The organism is Kitasatospora sp. NPDC001540, from assembly GCF_042894345.1.
Taxonomy (GTDB): Bacteria; Actinomycetota; Actinomycetes; order Streptomycetales; family Streptomycetaceae; genus Kitasatospora; species Kitasatospora phosalacinea_C.
The window spans coordinates 84,924-106,372 of record NZ_JBIAVO010000004.1; the positions used below are offsets into that span (position 1 = coordinate 84,924).

Here is a 21,449-nt window from a genome sequence, read left to right on the forward strand (position 1 = left end):
GGGGGGGGGGGGCGCGGCCCCCCCCCCCCCCCCCCCCCGGTGGTTGTCCTGCCGTCGGGCCCTCAGCGGGGCCCTCGGGTGCGGACTAGTAGCACTCGACGCCGGCGCCGGAGCCCTGGTTGATGTTCAGCTTCAGGCCGTTGAGCGTGAAGGTGCCCGCCGAGGTGGCCCAGGCGGTCTGCTGGACGCCGGTCAGGTGCGCGGTCTCGGCGGACTGCGCGAAGCCCTGCGCACCGGTCGGCACCTTGCCGCCGTCGGCCTTGAGCTTGTCGATCGCGCTGCCCTTGAGGGTGGCCGCGTCCTGGCCGATGTTGATGTTCTTGAACTCGGCGTCCGCGTTCAGCTGGTTGAGGTCGATCAGCAGCTGCTGGGCCTTGACCTGCTTGTCCGGGTCCGTGCTGTTGCCGGCCTTGAGGACCAGGGTCCACTTGCCGAGCGGGCCGAGGTCGGTGACGACCGACTGGCACAGGTTCTTCAGCGTGGCGCTGTCGAAGGCGGAGATGGCCACCGGGTGCGGGGTGCCGTTCGCCTCGACGTCGACGCCGCCGAACTGCGAGAAGTTCTTGCCCTGCAGGTCTTCGACGGTGACCTTGAACTGCTGGCCGGAGACCGAGAACGAGGCCGCCAGCGCGGAGTTGGCCAGTGAGACGCCGATCGCGGCGGTGGCCGCGACGCTGGGCACCATCACCAGGGCGAAGCGCTTCCAGCGGGTCTTGCCGTAGGACTGGGACATGCGTGTCCTCCTTCTAGGACGTACATCTCCGGCCGTTCCGGTGCGTCCCGCACGTGGTCCGGCCCGGGATGGGAGAGAGCTACGTCCTCGGTAGCGGAGAGCGCCTGCGGCCGTGGGGACGGCAGCGACGATCACCCCCGAGCGACAACCGTGCGACCGCGCGGGCCGCGCGGCCGTCGTGAGGCCAGGAACCGCCGCGTGGGATCTGCGGTTACCCCCCTGCCCTCACCCGGTGGGGACCCCTCGTCGCCGAGGGACCGGGCGTCGCCGATCGTGGTCCAATCCAGGGCCGAACACAAGGGGTCCGTTACTGACGGGTAATCCAACAGTGCACGGGGGCGATCATGGAATCGAAGGCGTGACGACGGAGGGTGACCGAAACCACATGCATGGTCGATTTCAACCCGGGGAAACACAGACGAAACACCCCTCCGTCGTCACTTCCGGTGACGACGGAGGGGTGTTATCAAGATTTGGTAAACGTGCCCCGAAGGCACCCGAAAGTCGTCAAATCACCGCCGACACCGCAGGTCACCCGAGGTGCCGCCGGTGTCATCGGGTGCCGCCGGGGCCCGGCCTCAGAACAGCACCCGGGCCAGCGCCTGGCGGGCCGCCACGGTGCGCGGGTCCTCCGGGCCGATCACCTCGAACAGCTCCAGCAGCCGCAGCCGCGCCGCGTCCCGGTCGTCGCCGAACGTCCGCGCCACGGTGTCGACCAGGCGTCCGAAGGCGTCCTCGACGTGCCCGCCGACCAGGTCCAGGTCGGCCGCCCGCAGTTGGGCCGGCACGTCCTTCGGGTCGGCCGCCGCCTCGGCGCGCACCTGCTGCGGGTCGAGCTGCTCCACCCGCTGCAGCAGCTGGGCCTGGGCCAGGCCCAGCTTGGCCTCGACGTGCCCGGGACGGTCGCTCAGCACGTTCTGGTAGGCCCGCACCGCGCCGGCCAGGTCGCCCCGGTCCAGCGCGTCGTGCGCCGCCTCCAGCGCCGGGTCGGCCGGGACGCGCGGCTCGGCCGCCGCGCCCTGGCCGCCGCCCGCCGCGCCGCCGACGATGCCGAAGCGCTGCTCGGCCACCGCGATCAGCTGGTCCAGGATCTTGCGGACGTTGGCCTCGTTCTCGGCGCCCTGGAACAGCGGCACCAACTGGCCCGCCACCACCGCCATCACGGCCGGGATGCCCTGGATGCCGAACTGCTGGGCGATCAGCTGGTTGGCGTCCACGTCGATCTTGGCGAGCACGATCCGGCCCGCGTACTCCTCGGCGAGCCGCTCCAGCACCGGGCTGAGCTGCTTGCACGGGCCGCACCACTCGGCCCAGAAGTCCACCACCACCGGGACCTCGGCCGAGCGCTGGACCACCTCGACCTCGAAGGTCTCCTCGGTGACGTCCAGTACCAGGGGGTAGTCCGCGAGCGCCGGGCCCTCGCCCGCCGCCGCCTGCCGGGCCCGCTCGGCCCGGGTCTGCTCGGCCTTCTGGGCGGCCTCGCCGGCCGCCTTGACCGCGGCCAGGTCCACCGCACCGCGCAGGGCGGAGCTGTTGAGACGCGAATTCCGTGACTGCATGGCTCTATCCTCCCCCGCCGGAGCCGATGCCGGACGCCATCCGGCCGGAAAACACCGGAGCGGGCTCCCGCCTCCCCGGCCGGGCCCGAACCGTTCGACGCGGGTCCCCACCCGCGCCGCACGCCCGCCCGATCCCAGAGGGCGGGGCGCGATCGGTCGTCGCTCTTTCGCTACTGGTCGTAGCGTATCTGTCTCCCGGGCTCCCCCCGCAAGCCCCCCGCCCCCTCCCGGAGCGTGAGCTGTCCCACTTTCCGGTACGCGGCGGGTGCCGGTCGGGGCGGTCGGTCGCTACCGTGGGACCACCAAGTTACTTCTGAGTAAACAATCTGGAGGCGCGGTGGCCCCCACCACCAGGCAGCCCGCCGAGCAGCCGCACCCGCCGGACGACCGGACCCCGCCGGACGCGGCCGTGGCCGACGGGGCCGTGGCCGCCCGCGGCAAGGGCCGGCCCCGCAGCGCCGCCGCCGACCAGGCCATCCTGGACGCCACCCGCGAGGCCCTGGCCGAACTCGGCTGGGGCGGGCTCACCATGGGCGACGTCGCCCAGCGGGCCGGGGTCGCCAAGACCACCCTCTACCGGCGCTGGCCCTCCAAGAGCGAACTCGTCGTCGACGCCATCGCCAGCCTCTTCGACCAGCTGGAGTGCGCCGACCGCGGCAGCCTGCAGGCCGACATCGAGGCCGTGGTCGCCCGCTTCGCCGAACTGCTCACCCTGCCCGAGACCCAGGCCGCGCTGCTCGCCCTGTTCGCCGAGGGCTCCCGCGACCCGCAACTGCGCCGCCGCATCCGCGAGCGGATCGTCCAGCCGCAGAAGGTGCTGGTCGAGCTCGGCCGGGCCAACGCCCAGGCCCGCGGCGAGATGGACCCCGACCGCGACCCGGCCGACGCCGCCGAGGAGGTCGAGATCATCTTCGACACCATCGCGGGCACCGTCGAGCACCGACTGCTGGTGAGCGGCGAACCCGTCACCGCGGACTGGATCCGCCGCTTCACCACCCTGCTGCTGGGGCCCTTCCCCGGCCTGCTGCGCTGAGCCGCGCTCAGGCGGGCAGCGCCAGCGCCGCCAGCCGGTCCGGGTCGCTGAGCACGTCGATCCGCGCCACCCGGCCGTCCACCACGGTGAACGACATCACCGAGACCGGCTTGCCGTCCACCACCGTCAGCGTGCCGTAGGTGCCGTTCACCAGCACCGGGCGGGCGAACGGCGCCAGGTGCCGGAAGCCCTGCGCCGAGGACGCGATCGCCGTGCCGCCGCGGATCACCTTGCTGAGCTGCGCCATCGCCGCCCCGCCGTCCGCCCGCAGCACCGCGTCCGGGGCCAGCACCGCGACCAGGCCCTCGAAGTCGCCCTCCCGGGACGCCGCCAGGAAGGCCTCCACCACGGCCCGCTGCGCCGCCCGGTCCCGCTCCGGCTCCGGGGCCCGCTCCTTCACCCGCTTGCGCGCCCGGCTCACCGTCTGCCGCACCGCCGCCGGGGTCTTCTCCAGCAGCGGCGCGATGTCCTCGAACGGGACGGCGAACAGGTCGTGCAGCACGAACGCCAGCCGCTCCGCCGGGCCCAGCGTGCCCAGCACCACCTGCAGCGCCAGGCCCACCCGGTCGCCCAGCAGCGCCACCGCCTCCGGGTCGTCCTCCTCCGGCGCCGCCAGCACCGGGTCCGGCACCCGGGTGTCCAGCTCCTCCTCGCGCCGCCGCTGACGGCTGCGCAGCTCGTTCAGGCACACCCGGGAGGCGACCGTGGTCAGCCAGCCGCCCAGGTTGTCCACCTCCTCGGCGTGCCGGTCCAGCCGCAGCCAGGTCTCCTGCACCACGTCCTCGGCCTCGCCCAGCGAGCCCAGCATCCGGTACGCCACCGCCCGCAGCCGCGGCCGGTGCTCCTCGAAGCGCTCCGCGAGAAGGCTTCCCCCGCCCATCCGTCACGTCCCTTTCCCCGTCGGATCGACACCGCAGGTACCAACTCTGGCAGGCCGGACGGCGGTTCCGGCCACCGGGGCGGACGCGGCGCGGCCCGCCCCGGTGGCCGGGGGCGGCGCTAGAAGCTGGCGTTCTCCCGGTAGGTGCCCCACTCGTCGCGCAGCGCGTGGCAGATCTCGCCGAGGGTGGCCTCGGCCCGGACGGCGCGGAGCATCGGCTCGATCATGTTGGCGCCGGAGCGGGCCGCCGCGAGCATCTCGTCCAGACCGGCCCGGACGGCGGCCTCGTCGCGCCGCGCCTTGCGCTCGCCCAGCACCCGGACCTGCTCGCGTTCGACCTCGTGGCTGACCCGGAGGATCTCCAGTTCGGGGGTGACGCTGCGGGGGTGGCAGTTGACGCCGACCACCCGCTTGTCGCCCTTCTCGACCGCCTGCTGGTAGCGGAAGGCGGCCTCGGCGATCTCGCCGGTGAACCAGCCCTCCTCGATGCCGCGCAGGATGCCGGAGGTCATCGGGCCGATCGGGTGCTCGGCGCTGCCCTTGTCGAGGATCCGCTGGAAGATCTCCTCGACCTGGGCCTCGATCCGGTCGGTGAGCGCCTCCACGTACCAGGAGCCGCCGAGCGGGTCGGCGACGTTGGTGACGCCGGTCTCCTCCATGATCACCTGCTGGGTGCGCAGGGCGATCTCGGCGGCCTGCTCGCTGGGGAGGGCCAGGGTCTCGTCGAGGGCGTTGGTGTGCAGCGAGTTGGTGCCGCCGAGGACGGCGGAGAGCGCCTCCACCGCGGTGCGGACCACGTTGTTGTACGGCTGCTGGGCGGTCAGCGAGACGCCCGCGGTCTGGGTGTGGAAGCGCAGCCACTGCGCCTTCTCGGTCCTCGCGCCGAAGTGGTCGCGCATCCAGCGGGCCCAGATCCGGCGGGCGGCGCGGAACTTGGCGATCTCCTCGAAGAAGTCGAGGTGGGCGTCGAAGAAGAAGGACAGGCCGGGGGCGAACACGTCGACGTCCAGGCCGCGGGAGAGGCCGAGCTCGACGTAGGCGAGGCCGTCGGCGAGGGTGTAGGCGAGCTCCTGGGCGGCCGTGGCCCCGGCCTCGCGGATGTGGTAGCCGGAGACCGAGAGCGGCTTGTAGGCGGGGATGCCCGCGGCGCAGTGCTCCATCAGGTCGCCGATCAGGCGCAGGTGCGGCTCGGGGGCGAAGAGCCACTCCTTCTGCGCGATGTACTCCTTGAAGATGTCGGTCTGCAGGGTGCCGTTGAGGACGGCCGGGTCGACGCCCTGCCGCTCGGCGGCCACCAGGTACATGCAGAAGACCGGGACGGCCGGGCCGCTGATCGTCATCGAGGTGGTGACCTCGCCGAGCGGGATGCCGCGGAAGAGCACCTCCATGTCGGCGGCGGAGTCGATGGCGACGCCGCAGTGGCCGACCTCGCCGAGCGAGCGGGGGTCGTCGGAGTCGTAGCCCATCAGGGTCGGCATGTCGAAGGCGACCGAGAGGCCGCCGCCGCCCGCCTCCAGGATCATCCGGTAGCGCTCGTTGGTCTGCTCGGCGTTGCCGAAGCCCGCGAACTGGCGGATGGTCCAGGCCCGGCCGCGGTAGCCGGTGGGGTGCAGGCCGCGGGTGTAGGGGTACTCGCCGGGCCAGCCGATCCGCTCGAACCCCTCGACGTCCTGGCCGGGCGGCGGCCCGTAGACGGGCTCGACCTCCTCGCCGCTGAGGGTGGTGAAGTCCGCGTCGCGCTTGCGCGCCCGGTCGTACCGCTGCTGCCAGCGCTGCCGCCCGGCCTCGATCTGCTCGGCGTCCATCGGCTCCGACTCCCGCTCCGTGCGGCCGCTCCTCGTGGGGGCGGCAGAACTACTTGGATGTCCTAGCAATTTACTCGGACGTCCTACTACCTGTCGACGGCGGGTCCCCGACACGCGAAGGGCGCCCCTCCCGTCAGGAGGGGCGCCCCGGCAGAGCGGCTGGTGCGGGCGCGGTCAGGCGGCGACGGGTTCCGGCACGGCGATCAGCGGGGTGACCTCGCGGACCACCCGGCGCTCGACGAAGAAGACGGCGGTGGGGATGGTCCCGGCCAGCAGCGTCCAGGCGAGCTTGCCCATCGGCCACTTGGCCTTCGTCCCGAGGTCGAAGGCGAACACCAGGTAGACCACGTACAGCCAGCCGTGCGCGATGCCGACCGCGGTGGTGAAGCCCGCCGCACCCGAGACGTCCAGGACGTACTTGGCGACCACTCCGAGGGTCAGCAGGATCAGGAGCACGCCGGTGACGTAGGCCATGGCGCGGTAGCGGGTCAGCACACTCTGCTTCATACCGACGAGGGTAACCGCCCCTACGCGTCGTCCCGGTCGGGGCCCTCCTCGGCGGGCACCGTGAAGTCACCGGCGGCGATCCGCAGCGGGCGGAGCAGTTCGAACACCTCGGCGCAGGCGTCGGCGTCGTAGCCGTCCAGTCCGAACTCGATCGCGACCAGGGCGCGGGTGGCCTGCTCGACGACCTGGCGGCCGCGGTCGGTGATGGCGGCGAGGACGCCGCGGCCGTCGAGCGGGTTGGGGCGGCGGGTGACCAGGCCGGCCCGCTCCAGGCGGTCGACGGTGTTGGTGACGCTGGTGGGGTGGACCATCAGGCGCTCGCCGATCTTGGAGAGCGGGAGCTCGCCGGAGCGGCTGAAGGTGAGCAGCACCAGGGCCTCGTAGCGGGCGAAGGTGAGACCGTAGGGCTTGACCACCGCGTCGACCCGGGCGAGCAGGATCTGGTGGGCGCGCATCACCGAGGTGATCGCCACCATCGACGGCACCTTGCCCCAGCGCTGGGTCCAGTGCTCGTCGGCGCGGGCGATCGGGTCGAAGTCGAGGGCGAGGGGCTTGGGCACGCCCCTTACCGTACCCGCGGGCGCGAACGGGGGTAGCAGGTGTCCACGATGGTGGACAAGCCGCCCGCTTGGCGGGATCACGCCAAACAGACGAGAGCGGCCCGGCGGCGGCCCTTTACCGTGCATATTCCGGCAATATTCAGTGATTGCACCGGAGTTGGCCCTCTGCGCAGCCCGCACGGCATGGTTCGCAGCGAAACCTCCGATTTCCCGGACCCCCCGTTGCCGCCCCGTTGGCGAGAGTTTGCCAATAGTTACCGAACCGCTGTTCCCGACCGCCGCCGCCTCGTCATGCTTCTGGCCAGCCCCGTTCGACACCGCCGGCCCACCCCACCGGCTGCTGTCGCCTGACCGCACGGAGCTGCACGTCAGCGCCCGTTCCGCCCCAGCAGGCACCGACCCAGGTGCCCCGGAGCGAGGTGCGACCGCACACCCGCGGTTGATCCGGAAGGAACCCGTACGTGAAGCGAAAGCTCGCTGTCGGAGCCGTTCTCTCTGCCTCGGCCCTGCTGGCCGGTGCGATCCAGGTGAGCGCCGGCATGGCGTACGCCGCCCCCAACCCGGCCTCCCTCGGCCGGGCCGACCAGCTCGCCCTGGCCGCCGCCCAGGCGCCCGCCGCCGCCAAGGCACTGGGCCTGGGCGCCCAGGAGAAGCTGGTCGTCAAGGACGCCGTCGTCGACGCCGACGGCACCCGCCACTTCCGCTACGAGCGCACCTACAACGGGCTGCCGGTGCTCGGCGGCGACCTGGTCGTGCACCAGGCCGCCAACGGCAAGGTGAAGTCCACCGACAAGGCCACGCCCGGCAGCCTGGCCCCCGCCTCGCTGAGCCCGAAGCTGACGGCCGGCCAGGCCGCCGCCAAGGCGACCGGCGCGGTGCAGGCCACCGTCGGCATCACCAAGGACGCCGACGAGGCCGCCCTCACCTCGGTCTCCGGCGCCAGCGGCAGCGCCCAGCTGGTGATCTGGGCCGCCGACGGCGCCCCGCGGCTGGCGTACCGCACCACCGTGGAGGGCGTCCGGGCGGACGGCACCCCCAGCCGCCAGCTGCTGGTCACCGACGCCGACAGCGGCGCGGTGCTCTCCGTCCACGAGCAGATCCAGACCGCCGACGCGACCGGCTCCGGCAACGGCGTGTTCGTCGGCAGCGTCCCGCTGACCACCACCTACACCGGCAGCGCGTACCAGTTGAAGGACGCCACCCGCGGCGGCCAGTACACCACCACGCTGGCCAACAAGACCTCGGGCAAGGGCACCCTCTACTCGAAGTCCACCAACACCTGGGGCAACGGCCTGGTCTCCAACGGCGAGTCCGCGGCCGTCGACGCCCAGTACGGCGCGGCCGTCACCTGGGACTTCTACAAGAACACCTTCGGCCGGGCGGGCATCCGCGGCGACGGCGTCGGCGCGTACAGCCGGGTCCACTACGGGCGCAACTACGTCAACGCGTTCTGGGACGACAGCTGCTTCTGCATGACCTACGGCGACGGCGCCTCCAACACCCACCCGCTGACCGAGCTCGACGTCTCCGGCCACGAGATGAGCCACGGTGTGACCTCCAACACCGCGGGCCTGAACTACTCGGGCGAGTCCGGCGGCCTGAACGAGGCCACCTCCGACATCTTCGGCACCCTGGTCGAGTTCTACGCCAACCTGCCGAAGGACAACCCGGACTACCTGATCGGCGAGCTGATCGACATCAACGGCAACGGCACGCCGCTGCGCTACATGGACAAGCCGTCCAAGGACGGCGCGTCCGCCGACTACTGGTCCTCCACCGTCGGCAGCAAGGACGTCCACTACTCCTCGGGCGTCGCCAACCACTTCTTCTACCTGCTGGCCGAGGGCAGCGGCGCCAAGACGATCAACGGCGTCAGCTACAACTCGCCGACCTACAACGGCGCGTCGCTGACCGGCATCGGCCGGGCCAAGGCCGCGCAGATCTGGTACCGGGCGCTGAGCGTCTACATGACCTCCAGCACCAACTACAAGGGCGCCCGCACCGCGACCCTGAGCGCCGCCGCCGACCTGTACGGCTCCGGCTCCGCCGAGTACAACGCGGTCGCGGCCACCTGGACCGCGGTGAACGTCAACTGACGCCGACCGGCTGACGAAAGCCCGCGGCGGGCGGGGCGCCCCCCCAGAGGGCCCGCCCCCCCCCCCCCCCCTACCGGCCGGGGCGGCCGGGGCGGGCGCCCGGGGGGCCGGCGCCCCCCCCCCCCCCCCCCCCCCCCCCCCCCCCCCCCCCCCCCCCCCCCCCGGGGGCCCCCCCCCCCCCCCCCCCCCCCCCCCCCCCCCCCGGGGGGCGCCGGCCCCCCCCCCCCCCCCCCCCCCCCCCCCGCGCACCACGTTCCGGACGGGTCAGGCGGTGGCGGTCGCCGGGGCGTCCGGCTCGCCGCGCTCCTCCTTGGCGAGCATCCGCTCGGCGAAGAAGCCGCCGGTGGGCAGCACCGAGAGCACGAACAGCACCCAGCCGCGCTTGGGCTCCCAGCGGCGGGCCTGGTGCGCCTGCACCAGGAACACCACGTACAGGATGAACAGCACGCCGTGGATCGGGCCCAGCACCGGCACCGCGTTGAAGCTGGTGGTGCGCTTCAGCACCGCGCAGATCAGCAGCAGGATGAAGGACAGCCCCTCGGGGCCGGAGACCAGGCGCAGGCGGTGGACGGCGGCGACGCTCTTCACGGGGATTCCTCACGGGGGCACGGCGGACGGCTGGGCCGGTGGACGGCCCGGCTTGTGAACGGACGCACAAGCCGGGCCCATTATCACCGACCCGACAACGGCACCGACCGGGGACCCCCTATCCTGCTGTGCTGCGCGGGCTCCGACCGTCGGACCGCGCCGACCCACGGGGGGACACACCATGCTGAAGCGGGACTGGGACCGCCACACCTGCGCCAAGCGCGGCCACATCACCTACGCGCCCGACGAGCCCGAGCTGCGGACGCGCCTGCACACCGCCACCGCGGTCGGCACCGCCTGGCGCTGCCTGCGCTGCGGCGACTTCGCGCTCGGCGAGCCGCACGGCTCCGGGCCCGCCCAGGACGCGCCGCTGGTGCCCCGCGGCAAGGCGCTGCGCGACCTGTTCATCCTGCGCTTCCTGGCCGTCGAGCGGCTGCTGCGCGGCCTGCTGATCGTGGTCGTCGCCTGGGGCGTGTGGAAGTTCTCCAACAGCCAGGACGCGGTGCGCCGGATCTTCGACGAGAACCTGACCGTCCTCAAGCCGGTCACCGAGCACTTCCACTGGGACCTGGAGCACTCGCCGATCGTCGACACCATCCGCAAGACCTTCGACTACAAGCACTCCACCCTGGTGTACGTGGCGGCCGCGCTGGTGGTGTACGCGCTGATCGAGATCGTCGAGGCCTTCGGCCTGTGGTGGGGCCACCGCTGGGCCGAGTACCTGACCGTGGTCGCCACCGCCGCCTTCCTGCCGCTGGAGGGCTACGAGCTCACCGAGCACGTCAGCGCCCTGAAGGTCTGCACCCTGCTGCTGAACATCGCCGCGGTGCTCTGGATCATGCTCTCCAAGCGCCTGTTCGGCCTGCGCGGCGGCCGCGCCGCGTTCGAGGCCGAGCGGCACTCGGCCTCGCTGCTGGAGGTGGAGGCCTCCGCGGGCGCGCTGCCGCAGACGGTCTGACCTTTTGTCCGGTATGCCCGACTGACGGTATGTCCGATGTACGGGTTTCGTACCGAACGGGTACCAGGTGCCCCGGCCCCCTCCCCCACCCGGGGAGGAGGCCGCTACATTCCCGGACGTGGCACAGTTCCGACTCCAGGGGTCAAAGGTCCTCGCCGTCGATCTCGCCGGGGACACCGTCAAGGCACGCAACGGCTCGATGGTCGCCTACACCGGGCAGATGGGCTTCAAGAAGCTCTCCGGTGGCGGCGACGGCCTGCGCGGCATGGTCACCCGCCGGCTCACCGGCGAGCGCATGGAGGTCATGGAGGTGAAGGGGCAGGGCACCTGCTACTTCGCCGACAAGGCCACCGAGATCAACCTCGTCCGACTGAACGGCGAGACGCTGTTCGTCGAATCCGACAACCTGCTCTGCACCGAGGCGTCCCTGCGCACCGGCACCTCCTTCACCGGCCTCAACGGCATGGCGAGCGGCAACGGCCTGTTCACCACCAAGGTCGAGGGCCAGGGCTGGGCGGCGGTCACCTCGCACGGCCCCGCGGTGATCCTCCGGGTCTCCCAGGGCCTGCCGCTGCGGGTCGACCCGGGCGCCTACGTCGCGCACACCGGCAACCTGCACCGGGCGCTCAAGTCCGGCGCGGGCTGGACCACGCTGATCGGCGAGGGCGGCGGCGAGGCGATGCAGGTCGAGTTCACCGGCGAGGGCCTGGTCTACGTCCAGCCCTCCGAGCGGATGACGCTGGGGGGCGAGGTCTGATGGCCTTCACCAGGATCAACAACAAGATGATCTCCGCCCAGGTGCTGCCCGGGCAGCGGATCCTCTCCCAGCGCGGCGCGATGCTCGGCTACACCGGCGAGGTCTCCTTCCAGCCCAACCTGATGGGCGGCCAGGGCGGCGTGATGTCGATGATCGGCCGCCGGGTCGCCAACGAGGACACCCCGCTGATGACCGTCGAGGGCCACGGCACCGTGATGTTCGGCCACGGCGGCCACCACGTGCACGTGGTCGACCTGGTCGGCGACACCCTCTACGTGGAGGCCGACCGGCTGCTCGCCTTCGAGGGCAGCCTCCAGCAGTCCACCATGTTCATGGGCCAGCAGGGCGGCCTGATGGGCGTGGTCCGCGGCCAGGTCACCGGGCAGGGCCTGTTCACCACCAAGCTCACCGGCCACGGCGCGGTCGCCGTGATGGCCCACGGCGGCGTCATCGAGCTCCCGATCTTCCCCGGCCAGCCCGTCCACGTCGACCCGCAGGCGTACGTCGCCCACCGCGGCGAGGTCACCAACAAGCTCTCCAGCGCCCTCGGTTGGCGCGACATGGTCGGACGCGGCTCCGGCGAGGCGTTCCAGCTCGAACTGTCCGGGCAGGGCACCGTGTACGTCCAGGCCAGCGAGGTGAAGCTCTGATGTCCTACCCCCCGCAGAACCCCTACGGCCAGCAGCCGTACGGCCAGCAGCCCCCGCCCGGGTACTCCCAGCAGCAGTACGAGCAGTCCCACCAGGCCACCCAGGCCGGGATGCCGCTCCCCCCGCAGGCCCCGCCCTACCAGGCCGCCCCCGCCGGGCAGTTCGGCGCCCCGCTGTTCCAGCCGCCCGGCGGCGACGGCCCCAAGGTCTGGGACGCCGGGACGCTGCCCGACAACGACAACGTCAACCCGTACTGCTTCTCGGTCGACCTGAACGGCGCGTACTACCTGCAGAAGGGGAAGATGATCGCCTACTACGGCGAGATGCGCTTCTCCGGGATCGGCCGCGGCGCGCTCGACCAGCTCCTCGAACGGAACTTCAACTCCCCGCTGCACGCCTCCGACTGGGTGGTCGCCGAGGGGCGGGGCAAGCTGCTGCTCGCCGACCGGGCCTACGACCTCAACTCGTACGACCTGGAGGACGGCAACCTGACGGTGCGCTCGGGCAACCTGCTCGCCTTCGAACCCACCCTGCAGCTCAAGCAGTCCATCATCCCCGGGTTCCTCACCCTGATCGGCACCGGCAAGTTCGTCGCCGCCTCCAACGGCCCCGTGCACTTCGTCGAACCCCCGATCCGGGTCGACCCGCAGGCCCTGGTCGGCTGGGCCGACTGCCCCGCGCCCTGCCACCACTACGACCACGGTTACCTGCACGGCGTCATCGGCGGCCTGCGGCACCTGACCGGGATCGGCGGCGCCAGCGGCGAGGAGCACCAGTTCGAGTTCATCGGGGCCGGGCAGGTCCTGATGCAGTCCTCCGAGACCCTGATGGCCGACCGCTCGGTCGGCGTCGTCGGCGCGGAACCGGGCATCCCGGGCGCGGGCGTCCCGCACCAGCAGCAGCAACACGGCGGCGGCATGACGGGGCTGGGCAACCTGGGCGACCTCGGACGCCGCTTCGGGCTGTAGGCGGAAGCCGCCGACAGAAGGCACAACCAGGGGCGCGGGGAACTGCGCGGCCGAGCGAGCACGCACAGCAGGATCGCGACGTGGGACAGCCAGTTGCACTGTCTCGCGATCTTGCTGACGTGCTCCTCCGCTGCGCGCAGTTCCCCGCGCCCCTGTCGGTGCGCGTCCTGACCGTGCGCGTCCTGTCGGTGCGCGTCCGGCGCTCTCACACGGGGGTGAACTCGACCGGGAGGGAGACCAGTGCCCGGTGGATCGGCCCCGGGCGCCAGAGGACGTCCGCGGTGGGGACGGCGAGGCGGAGGTCGGTGAGGCGGCTGATGAGGTACTCGATGGCGGTGACGGCCATCAGGACGGCCGGCTGGCGGGCCGGGCAGCGGTGCGGTCCGGCGCCCCAGGCGAGGTGGGCGTAGGAGCCGCCGAGGGACTCGCTCTCGGCGGGGGTGAGGGCCGCCTGGGCGTTGGCGGAGGCGTAGGAGACCAGGACGGGCTGCTCGGGGGTGAGCGGGGTGCCGTGGAAGACGATCTCGCGCCGGGCGTAGTGCGGGGAGAAGTTGGACAGCGGGGGGTCGTTCCAGAGCACCTCGTTGACCGCGTCGTGCGCGGTCATCGCACCGCTGTGCAGCGAGCCCGCGTACCGGTCGTCGGAGAGCATCCGCAGCAGCGCGCCCGCGATCAGGTTGGCGGTGGGTTCGTGCCCGGCCATCAGGGTGAGGGTGATGTGCCGGACGACCTCGTCGTCGGCGAGCTGCGCGGGGTGGCCGAGGAAGGCGGAGATCAGGTCGTGCTGGGGGGCGGTGCGGCGGTCGGCGACCTGTTCGGTGATGACGGCGACCAGGTCGGCGTACGCGGCGGCGGCGCCGGAGGAGGTCTCGAAGGCGCGGTTCATCGCGGTGCTGATCCGGTCGATGTCCGGGTCGGGGACGCCGTACCAGGAGGTGAGGATGAGCAGCGGCAGCCGGTAGGCGTACTCGGCGAGCAGGTCGGCCTTGCCGGTGCCCGCGAACTCGGCGATGAGCTGTTCGGCGACGGCGGTGGTGTCGCGCTGCAGCAGGTGGGGTTCGAGGATGCCGACGCTGTCGGTGATGACCTGGCGGTAGCGGGTGTGGGCGGGGCCGTCGGAGAAGAGCGCGGTGGGGCGCCAGCCGAACAGCGGGAGGAGCGGGGAGTCGGCGGGCTGGGTGGCCTGCCAGCGGCGCGGGTCGCGGGTCCAGGTGTCGGTGTCGCGGAGGACTTCGAGGGCGACGTGGTAGTCGGTGACCAGCCAGGCGTCGACGCCGGGGGCGAGTTCGACGGGGGCGAGCGGTCCGCGGTCGCGCAGCCGGGCGTAGTGGGCGTGCGGGTCGGCCGCGAACTGGCGGCCGTGGAGGGCGGTGCGGGGGGCGGGGGCGGTCACGGGGCGCTCTCCTGGGGCAGGCGGTCCAGGACGTGTTCGGCGAGGGCGATCAGGGCGTCGACGCCGCCCCCGCGTTCGCGGGCGTCGAGTTCGACCAGCGGGGTGGCGGGGTCGAGGTCGAGGGCGGCGCGGACGGCGTCGAGGGCGATCGGCGGGGTGTCGGGGAAGCGGTTGACGGCGACGGCGTAGGGCAGTCCGGCCTCCTCGATCAGGTCCATCGCGTCGAAGGCGTCGGCGAGGCTGCGGGTGTCGACCAGGACGAGCGCGCCGAGGGCGCCGCGGGCGAGGTCCTCCCAGAGCGGCAGGAAGCGGCGCTGGCCGGGGGTGCCGAACAGGTAGAGGACGAAGTCGCCGTCGGCGAGGGTGAGTCGGCCGAAGTCGACGGCGACGGTGGTGGCGCTCTTGCCGGGGGTGCGGCTGATGTCGTCGACCGGGACGCTCGCCGCGGTCATGGTCTCCTCGGTGTGCAGGGTCGGGATCTCCGACAGGGTGCGCACGAGGGTGGTCTTGCCGACCCCGAACGGCCCGGTGACCATGAGCTTCATCAGGACCGGGTCGGTCGGCGGCAGGTAGGCCGGGGCCCCGGCGGGCCCGTCGCCGAGCAGGGCGGCGTTGCTACTTGAGGGCGCGAAGTCCACTGAGGAGCCTTTCGGCGAGGTCCCGGTTGACCGGCTGGGCGGAGGGGATGGGCGCGCGGACGGAGAGCGCGCCGCGCTCGGCCAGGTCGGCGGCGATGAAGACGGTGGCGCTGACGGGCAGCCGGAGGTGGGCGGCGGCCTCGGCGAGGGTCAGGGCGCCGGGGCGGACCAGTTCCCATAACTGGCGGTGCTCGCCGCCGAGTCCGGCCGGGAGGTCGGCGGCGGCGTGCAGCACGCTGAGCCGGTCCAGGGTGCCCGCGCCCGTGGCGGCGGTGCGGCCGTGGGTGGCGAGGTAGGCGGGGACGAGGCGGCGGCGCGGGGGCGTGGTCATGTGCGGCTCGCCTCCCGGGCGGGGCTGGCCAGCGCCCTGGCCAGCGCGGCGACCTGGACCTGCATCTGGTAGGCGATGGTGCCGAGGTCGGCGCCGGGGAGGGCGAAGACGGCCAGCGAGGAGTTCTCGCCCGCGGGGGTGACCACGGCGTAGCCGTGCGCGGACTCGACCACGGTCTGGGTGAGGGCGACCTGCTCGGCGCCGGTGAAGGCGGTGGTGAAGGCGCGGGCGGCGGCGTGCAGCGAGGCGGTCATCGCGGCGACCCGGTCGGCGCCGTCCCGGCCGAGGTCGGCGGAGTGGCCGGTGACCAGGCCGTCGCCGGTGGCGATGACGGCGTTCTGCACGCCGGGCAGGTCGAGCAGCGGGGTGAGGACCCAGGAGAGGTCCTCGGTGTGGCGACGGAGCTGGGCGGTCACGGGGTTTCGACTCCTTCGGGTGCGGCGGGTCCCTGGGGGCCCGCGGGGCGTTCGGCGGCGCTGCGTCCGGCGGCGGTGCCGGACTGGAGCGCCGACCACGCGCTGCGGGCCCGGTCGGGGGTGGTGCCCGCCGGGGCGGGGAGGGGGGACGGTGCGTCCTGCTGCGGGACGCGGGGGGTGCGGCGCTTGCGGGTCGGCAGGGCGTCGCCGGCGTCGAACACCGGGGTGCTCTGGGTGATCGGCCGGGGGGCGAGGGCGGAGAGCGGGGCGGCCGGGTCGGTCAGGGTGAGCAGGTCGGCGGGCAGCCGCAGGATGGCCCGCACGCCCCCGTACGGGGAGGGTTCGACCCGGCAGCCGAAGCCGAACTGGCGGCAGAGCAGGCCGATCACCGCGAAGCCGGCCTGCGGCGGGTCGCCGAGCTCGGTGAGCAGCACCTCGGCCTGGCCGTCGAGCAGTTCGGCGGCCCGTTCGAGCTGGTCGGGCTCCATGCCGACGCCCATGTCGTCGACCACCACGAGGGCGCCGGAGCTGCCCTGTTCGATGGCGACCACGACCCGGGTCTCGGGGTGGGAGTAGGCGGTGGCGTTGCCGAGGATCTCGGCGAGCGCGATGGCGACGGGCTCGGCGGCCCGGGCGGCAACCGCGAGCCGGGGTTCGCGCAGGTGGTTGGTGATCTCGATCCGGGCGTACCCGGCGACCCGGGACTGCGCGCCGACGCAGAGTTCGGCGAGCGGGGAGTCCTCGCGGGTCATGCCCGGCCAGGCGCCGGAGAGCACGGCGAGGGACTGCACCCGGCGCAGGGTGAGCTCGTTGCGGAAGTCGAGGGCGAGCAGCCGGGGGTCGTCGACCGAGAGCTGGATCTCCTCCAGCAGGGAGCGGACCTGGATCAGCAGGGCCTGGATCTTGGAGGCGGCGCCGCGCAGGGCGGCCCGGGCGGCGGCGTCGGTGCGTTCGCGCTCGGCGAGCGCGGCGCGCAGGGCGGCGCCGAGGACGGCGTCCAGGGCGCGGTGCAGTTCCTCGTTGCCGCCGGTGGTGTCGAGCGGCCCGGGGACGGGGGTGCGGGGGTGGGTGAGCGCGGTGGCGGCGGCGGGGAGGCGTTCGTGCGCGAGGTGGGCGAACTCGCGGACGGCGGCGGCCAGCCGGTCCTCGGCGAGGGTGTGCCGGGCGTCGGCGGCGCGGGCCCGGGCCTCGGCGGCCCGGGCGTGCTCCTCGTTCTCGCGGGCCCGGGTCTCGGCGGCCCGGGCCCGGACCTCGGCGCCCTGGACGCGGTGGTCGGCCTCGGTGGCGCGCCGGGTGGCGGCCCGGGCGGTGCGGACGGCGCGCCGGGTGGACCACAGCAGGGGTGCGGCGGTCAGGGCGGCGCCGGCCAGCAGGGCGAGCACGATCTCGGCCATGGGGTCCTCGGGGGAAGTCGTCGCGGCGGGGACGGTGCGCTGGGGTCAGGCGGTGCGGGCCTCGCGCTGCCGGGCGAGGTGGGCCATCCGGCCGACGACCTCCAGCATGGCGGGCGGCTCGGTGCCGTCGAGGTGCCGGTACTCGGTGCCGATGGTGACCAGCAGCCGCTCGGGGAGGCCGAGTTCGGGGTAGCGGGCCTCGTCGATCACGGTCTGCGCGGCCTCGGCGGCGGTGCTCCCGGCGGCGTGCAGGGCGTGCGCGCGGTCGCGGACGTAGCGCAGGTACCCGGCGTGGGCGCGCAGGTCGGCGCGGGTGAGCAGCGGGCCGTGGCCGGGGACGATCGTCTCGGCGCCGGTGTCGAGCAGCCGCTCGACGGCGTCGATGACGTTGCCGAGCGGGCCGGCCCAGTGCACGGGGTGGTCGCCGGGGCGGTCGGCGGTGGAGCCGAAGACGACGTCGCCGGTGAAGACGGTGGAGCGGGTGGGCAGGTGGACGATCAGGTCGCCGCTGGTGTGGGCCGGCGGGAGGCTGCTGACCTGCACCGGGATGCTGCCGACGCGCAGTTCGAGCTCGCCGGTGAAGACGGTGTCGGGGACGACGGGCGGGGTGTCGGCCCAGTTGAAGCAGCCGAAGTGCTCGTGCAGGTAGGCGCCGGTGTCGCCGCCCTTGTCGAGGCTCTGCAGCAGGGCGTGCTGCTGTTCGGGGGTCGGCTCGTAGGCGATGTGGTGCAGCGCCTCGCGGGTGGTGATCACCTCGGCGTCGGGGAGGACGCCCGCGCCCCACATGTGGTCGCCGTTGGCGTGGGTGACGACGATCCGGTCGACCTCGGCGCCGGGGGCGAGGACGGTCCGGGTGCGCTGCAGGAACTCGCCGGCCAGGGTGCGGTCGTACGGGGTGTCGATCCAGAGGGCGCGGCCGCCGTCGGTGACCAGGCCGCAGTTGGCCAGGCCCCAACCGCGTTGCTGCGGCTGCCATGCGTATATACCGTCGGCTATCGAATGGAAGTGCGCACTCCGGGTCGTCATGGGCGCGATTATGCCCAACGCTGTGTCACTGTCCGACTCCGACCCGGGAATTGGACATGACTGGCTCAATTCGGCCGTCCGGGGCGGCGGTTGTGCGAGCACGGAGCAGTTCGTCCGCACCCCGGGGGCCGGGCCGGGGCGGCGGTTGTGAATTCGTACAACATTGAACAACTTCGGCTATACTCGATCCCATGGACACCTCAGAGACCGCAGCGCCCGAGGTCTCCCCCTCCCCGCGGGGAGCGGCGGAGACCCCGTGGCTCGACGCCCGCGAGCAGCGCTTCTGGCGCGCCCACCTGGAGGTCGGCAAGCTGCTCGAGCACCAGCTGAGCCGGGAGCTGCAGAGCCACAACCTGGCCATCAACGACTACGAGATCCTGGTCGTGCTCTCCGAGTCGCCCGAGCGCCGGATGCGGATGACCGACCTGGCCACCGCCACCCTCCAGTCCAAGAGCCGCCTCTCGCACCAGATCACCCGGATGGAGACGGCCGGGCTGGTGCTGCGCCAGGAGTGCCCCGGCGACCGCCGCGGCCTGTACGCGCACCTCACCGAGCACGGCTGGCAGACGCTGCAGCAGGTCGCCCCGGACCACGTCCGCAGCGTCCGCGAGCACTTCATCGACCGGCTCACCGACGAGCAGCTGGACGCGATGTACGCGGCCCTGGCCCCGATCGCCGAGCACCTGCGCGGGCTCCGCGGCCGGGGCTGACGGCGGCCTCAGGAGGTCAGCTCGGCCACCAGCCGGTCCGCCGCCGCGTACGGGTCGAGCTCGCCCGCGGCGACCTGTCCGGCCAGGGCGTCCAGGTGCCGGTCGCCGCGCAGGTCGCCGATCCGGGCGCGCAGCGCGGCCAGCGTGATCGCCTCGACCTCCTGGGCGGCCCGGCGGCGGCGGCGGGCGTCGAGCTCGCCGGTCTCGGCGAGCCAGCCGCGGTGCTTCTCCAGCGCCTCGACGAGTTCGTCCACGCCCTCGCCGCGGGCCGCGACGGTCTTGACGATCGGCGGCCGCCAGTCGCCCGCCTGCCGGGACTCCCCCAGGCCGAGCATGTGGTTGAGCTCGCGGGCGGTGGCGTCCGCGCCGTCCCGGTCGGCCTTGTTGACCACGAACACGTCGCCGATCTCCAGGATGCCCGCCTTCGCGGCCTGGATGCCGTCGCCCATGCCGGGGGCCAGCAGCACCACCGCGGTGTCGGCCTGCGCGGCGACCTCCACCTCGGACTGCCCGACGCCGACGGTCTCCACCAGGATCACGTCGCAGCCCGCCCCGTCCAGCACCCGCAGCGCCTGCGGCGCGGCCCAGGCCAGGCCGCCGAGGTGGCCGCGGGTGGCCATCGAGCGGATGAACACCTCCGGGTCGGTGGCGTGCTCCTGCATCCGCACCCGGTCGCCGAGCAGCGCGCCGCCGGAGAACGGCGAGGACGGGTCGACCGCCAGCACCCCGACCCGCTTGCCGAGCCTGCGGTAGGCGCTGACCAGCGCCGAGGTGGAGGTCGACTTGCCCACCCCCGGCGAGCCGGTCAGGCCCACCGTGTAGGCCCGCCCGCTGTACGGGGCCAGCGCCGCCATCACCTCGCGCAGTTCGGGCGCGGCGTTCTCCACCAGCGTGATCAGTCGGGCCACCGCCCGGGGACGGCCCTGCCGGGCCTGGTCGACCAGCGTCGCCACATCGGCCATCGAAATCGCTCCTCGCAGCAGAAAGACGGACGCCCCGCCGGGCCGCGCGGGCGGCCCTGCGGGGGTCCTGGGGGTCCCTGGGGTTCGGCTCAGCCCTGCGCGGGGACCTTGACGATCAGCGCGTCGCCCTGGCCGCCGCCGCCGCACAGCGCGGCCGCGCCGACCCCGCCGCCGCGGCGCTGCAGCTCCAGCGCCAGGTGCAGCACCACGCGGGCGCCGGACATGCCGATCGGGTGGCCGAGCGCGATCGCGCCGCCGTTGACGTTGACGATCTCGTCGCTGACGCCCAGGTCCTTCATCGACTGGTGGGCGACGGCGGCGAACGCCTCGTTGATCTCGATCAGGTCGAGGTCGCCGACCTCCAGGCCCTCCTTGGCCAGCGCGTGCTTGATCGCGTTGGACGGCTGCGACTGCAGCGAGTTGTCCGGGCCCGCGACGTTGCCGTGCGCGCCGATCTCGGCGATCCAGCTCAGGCCCAGCTCCTCGGCCTTGGCCTTGCTCATCACCACGACGGCGGCGGCGCCGTCGGAGATCTGCGAGGAGGTGCCCGCGGTGATGGTGCCGTCCTTGCTGAAGGCGGGGCGCAGCTTGGCCAGGCCCTCGACGGTGGTGTCGGCGCGGATGCCCTCGTCCTGGCTGAACAGCACCGGGTCGCCCTTGCGCTGCGGGATGGCGACGGGGACGATCTCGGCCTCGAACACGCCGTCGGCCTGGGCCTTGGCGGCGCGCTGGTGGGAGGCGGCGGCGATGGCGTCCTGCACCTCGCGGGTGATGCCGAGGCGGGTGTTGTGCTTCTCGGTGGACTCGCCCATCGGGATGTTCTCGTAGGCGTCGGTCAGGCCGTCGTGCGCCATCGAGTCGAGCATCCCGATCGCGCCGTACTTGAAGCCCTCGCGGGACTTCGGCAGCAGGTGCGGGGCGTTGGTCATGGACTCCTGGCCGCCGGCCACCACGACGTCGAACTCGCCGGCCCGGATCAGCTGGTCGGCCAGCGCGATCGCGTCCAGCCCGGAGAGGCAGACCTTGTTGATCGTCAGCGCCGGGACGTTCATCGGGATGCCCGCCGCGACCGCCGCCTGCCGGGCCGGGATCTGGCCCGCACCGGCCTGCAGCACCTGGCCCATGATCACGTACTGCACCTGGTCGCCGGTGATGCCGGCCCGCTCCAGTGCCGCCTTGATCGCGAAGCCGCCGAGCTCGGCGCCGGAGAAGCCCTTGAGCGACCCGAGCAGCCGTCCCATCGGGGTGCGGGCACCTGCGACGATCACAGAAGTAGTCATGGACGAGCCCCTTCGCGCGTCGGACCAGAGGGTATGGGGATGCCGTCAATGTACTGACCGGTCACCTCTGCGTCACCGGCGCGGCGATGTGATCAGCACTACTGGCACTCCCCAGTGAACACCGTGCCGGAACCGGGCCGGAACGTGTGAGCAGACTCGCAGCGCGGCCCGCTGGCGTCCGGTCGCCGGGATGCGCTGCACTGGG

22 protein-coding genes are annotated in these 21,449 nt (G+C 73.1%); 7 read left to right on the plus strand and 15 right to left on the minus strand.

Annotated elements, in window-relative coordinates; translation table 11 throughout:
- Positions 1–85 precede the first annotated feature (85 nt).
- Both ACFY00_RS07210 and ACFY00_RS07215 read right to left on the minus strand, forming a co-directional pair.
- Positions 86–733, minus strand: coding sequence for a DUF6230 family protein (locus tag ACFY00_RS07210; protein WP_388028153.1), 648 nt, complete (start codon positions 731–733; stop codon positions 86–88).
- A 578-nt stretch (positions 734–1,311) separates the two neighbouring features.
- Complete coding sequence (locus ACFY00_RS07215) at positions 1,312–2,292, minus strand: tetratricopeptide repeat protein (RefSeq protein ID WP_388028154.1); 981 nt, start codon at positions 2,290–2,292, stop codon at positions 1,312–1,314.
- Positions 2,293–2,629: 337 nt separating this feature from the next.
- On the opposite strand from ACFY00_RS07215, the gene ACFY00_RS07220 reads away from it, so the two are divergent.
- Positions 2,630–3,325 carry a TetR/AcrR family transcriptional regulator gene (locus tag ACFY00_RS07220; RefSeq protein ID WP_388028156.1) on the plus strand — a complete coding sequence of 232 codons (696 nt, stop codon included), beginning with the start codon at positions 2,630–2,632 and terminating at the stop codon, positions 3,323–3,325.
- Between the two features lie 7 nt (positions 3,326–3,332).
- Here the strand turns inward: ACFY00_RS07220 and ACFY00_RS07225 are convergent, their stop codons facing one another.
- From ACFY00_RS07225 to ACFY00_RS07240, 4 genes are all read right to left on the minus strand, one after another.
- Entirely contained in the window at positions 3,333–4,205 is an 873-nt protein-coding gene (locus ACFY00_RS07225) for a sigma-70 family RNA polymerase sigma factor (protein WP_388028158.1), read from the minus strand.
- 119 nt (positions 4,206–4,324) lie between these two features.
- Positions 4,325–6,010, minus strand: a complete 1,686-nt coding sequence (locus ACFY00_RS07230) for a methylmalonyl-CoA mutase (protein WP_388028160.1) — start codon at positions 6,008–6,010, stop codon at positions 4,325–4,327.
- A gap of 174 nt (positions 6,011–6,184) precedes the next feature.
- On the minus strand, positions 6,185–6,517 hold the full coding sequence (locus ACFY00_RS07235) for a DUF3817 domain-containing protein (protein WP_388028161.1): 333 nt from the start codon (positions 6,515–6,517) through the stop codon (positions 6,185–6,187).
- Between the two features lie 20 nt (positions 6,518–6,537).
- Complete coding sequence (locus ACFY00_RS07240; protein ID WP_388028162.1) at positions 6,538–7,077, minus strand: MarR family winged helix-turn-helix transcriptional regulator; 540 nt, start codon at positions 7,075–7,077, stop codon at positions 6,538–6,540.
- A gap of 461 nt (positions 7,078–7,538) precedes the next feature.
- Between ACFY00_RS07240 and ACFY00_RS07245 the strand changes: the two genes are divergently transcribed.
- The gene (locus ACFY00_RS07245) at positions 7,539–9,173 is read left to right on the plus strand and encodes a M4 family metallopeptidase (protein WP_388028164.1); all 1,635 of its coding nucleotides are present in this window, start codon (positions 7,539–7,541) and stop codon (positions 9,171–9,173) included.
- 264 nt (positions 9,174–9,437) lie between these two features.
- Here ACFY00_RS07245 and ACFY00_RS07250 read toward each other — a convergent pair whose 3' ends face one another.
- Positions 9,438–9,767, minus strand: coding sequence for a DUF3817 domain-containing protein (locus ACFY00_RS07250; protein ID WP_388028590.1), 330 nt, complete (start codon positions 9,765–9,767; stop codon positions 9,438–9,440).
- 178 nt (positions 9,768–9,945) lie between these two features.
- Between ACFY00_RS07250 and ACFY00_RS07255 the strand changes: the two genes are divergently transcribed.
- The 4 genes from ACFY00_RS07255 (at position 9,946) to ACFY00_RS07270 (ending at position 13,094) form a co-directional block, all read left to right on the plus strand.
- On the plus strand, positions 9,946–10,719 hold the full coding sequence (locus ACFY00_RS07255; protein ID WP_388028593.1) for a DUF2127 domain-containing protein: 774 nt from the start codon (positions 9,946–9,948) through the stop codon (positions 10,717–10,719).
- 118 nt (positions 10,720–10,837) lie between these two features.
- A complete protein-coding gene (locus ACFY00_RS07260) occupies positions 10,838–11,476 on the plus strand; it encodes an AIM24 family protein (RefSeq protein ID WP_388028167.1) in 639 nt (212 codons plus the stop codon).
- Positions 11,476–12,126: an AIM24 family protein gene (locus ACFY00_RS07265; protein WP_388028169.1), complete on the plus strand. Its 651-nt coding sequence runs from the start codon at positions 11,476–11,478 to the stop codon at positions 12,124–12,126. The genes ACFY00_RS07260 and ACFY00_RS07265 overlap by 1 nt, the downstream gene beginning before the upstream one ends.
- A gap of 110 nt (positions 12,127–12,236) precedes the next feature.
- Positions 12,237–13,094 (plus strand): AIM24 family protein, encoded by an 858-nt coding sequence (locus ACFY00_RS07270; protein ID WP_388028596.1) that lies wholly within the window; start codon positions 12,237–12,239, stop codon positions 13,092–13,094.
- 205 nt (positions 13,095–13,299) lie between these two features.
- Here the strand turns inward: ACFY00_RS07270 and ACFY00_RS07275 are convergent, their stop codons facing one another.
- The 6 genes from ACFY00_RS07275 to ACFY00_RS07300 all read right to left on the minus strand — a co-directional run bounded on the left by ACFY00_RS07275 (position 13,300) and on the right by ACFY00_RS07300 (position 18,292).
- Entirely contained in the window at positions 13,300–14,487 is a 1,188-nt protein-coding gene (locus ACFY00_RS07275) for a cytochrome P450 (RefSeq protein WP_388028172.1), read from the minus strand.
- Positions 14,484–15,032 carry an ATP/GTP-binding protein gene (locus ACFY00_RS07280; RefSeq protein ID WP_388028598.1) on the minus strand — a complete coding sequence of 183 codons (549 nt, stop codon included), beginning with the start codon at positions 15,030–15,032 and terminating at the stop codon, positions 14,484–14,486. The genes ACFY00_RS07275 and ACFY00_RS07280 overlap by 4 nt, the downstream gene beginning before the upstream one ends.
- 70 nt (positions 15,033–15,102) lie before the next feature.
- Positions 15,103–15,456 (minus strand): DUF742 domain-containing protein, encoded by a 354-nt coding sequence (locus tag ACFY00_RS07285; protein WP_388028175.1) that lies wholly within the window; start codon positions 15,454–15,456, stop codon positions 15,103–15,105.
- Complete coding sequence (locus tag ACFY00_RS07290; RefSeq protein ID WP_388028177.1) at positions 15,453–15,872, minus strand: roadblock/LC7 domain-containing protein; 420 nt, start codon at positions 15,870–15,872, stop codon at positions 15,453–15,455. The genes ACFY00_RS07285 and ACFY00_RS07290 overlap by 4 nt, the downstream gene beginning before the upstream one ends.
- Positions 15,869–17,266, minus strand: coding sequence for an ATP-binding protein (locus tag ACFY00_RS07295; protein WP_388028179.1), 1,398 nt, complete (start codon positions 17,264–17,266; stop codon positions 15,869–15,871). The genes ACFY00_RS07290 and ACFY00_RS07295 overlap by 4 nt, the downstream gene beginning before the upstream one ends.
- Before the next feature lie 45 nt (positions 17,267–17,311).
- Positions 17,312–18,292, minus strand: coding sequence for an MBL fold metallo-hydrolase (locus tag ACFY00_RS07300; RefSeq protein ID WP_388028182.1), 981 nt, complete (start codon positions 18,290–18,292; stop codon positions 17,312–17,314).
- A gap of 191 nt (positions 18,293–18,483) precedes the next feature.
- On the opposite strand from ACFY00_RS07300, the gene ACFY00_RS07305 reads away from it, so the two are divergent.
- On the plus strand, positions 18,484–19,002 hold the full coding sequence (locus ACFY00_RS07305; RefSeq protein ID WP_388028184.1) for a MarR family winged helix-turn-helix transcriptional regulator: 519 nt from the start codon (positions 18,484–18,486) through the stop codon (positions 19,000–19,002).
- 8 nt (positions 19,003–19,010) lie between these two features.
- Here ACFY00_RS07305 and meaB read toward each other — a convergent pair whose 3' ends face one another.
- A complete protein-coding gene (gene meaB, locus ACFY00_RS07310; protein WP_388028187.1) occupies positions 19,011–19,964 on the minus strand; it encodes a methylmalonyl Co-A mutase-associated GTPase MeaB in 954 nt (317 codons plus the stop codon).
- 89 nt (positions 19,965–20,053) lie between these two features.
- Positions 20,054–21,244 (minus strand): acetyl-CoA C-acetyltransferase, encoded by a 1,191-nt coding sequence (locus ACFY00_RS07315; protein WP_388028189.1) that lies wholly within the window; start codon positions 21,242–21,244, stop codon positions 20,054–20,056.
- Positions 21,245–21,449 lie beyond the last annotated feature (205 nt).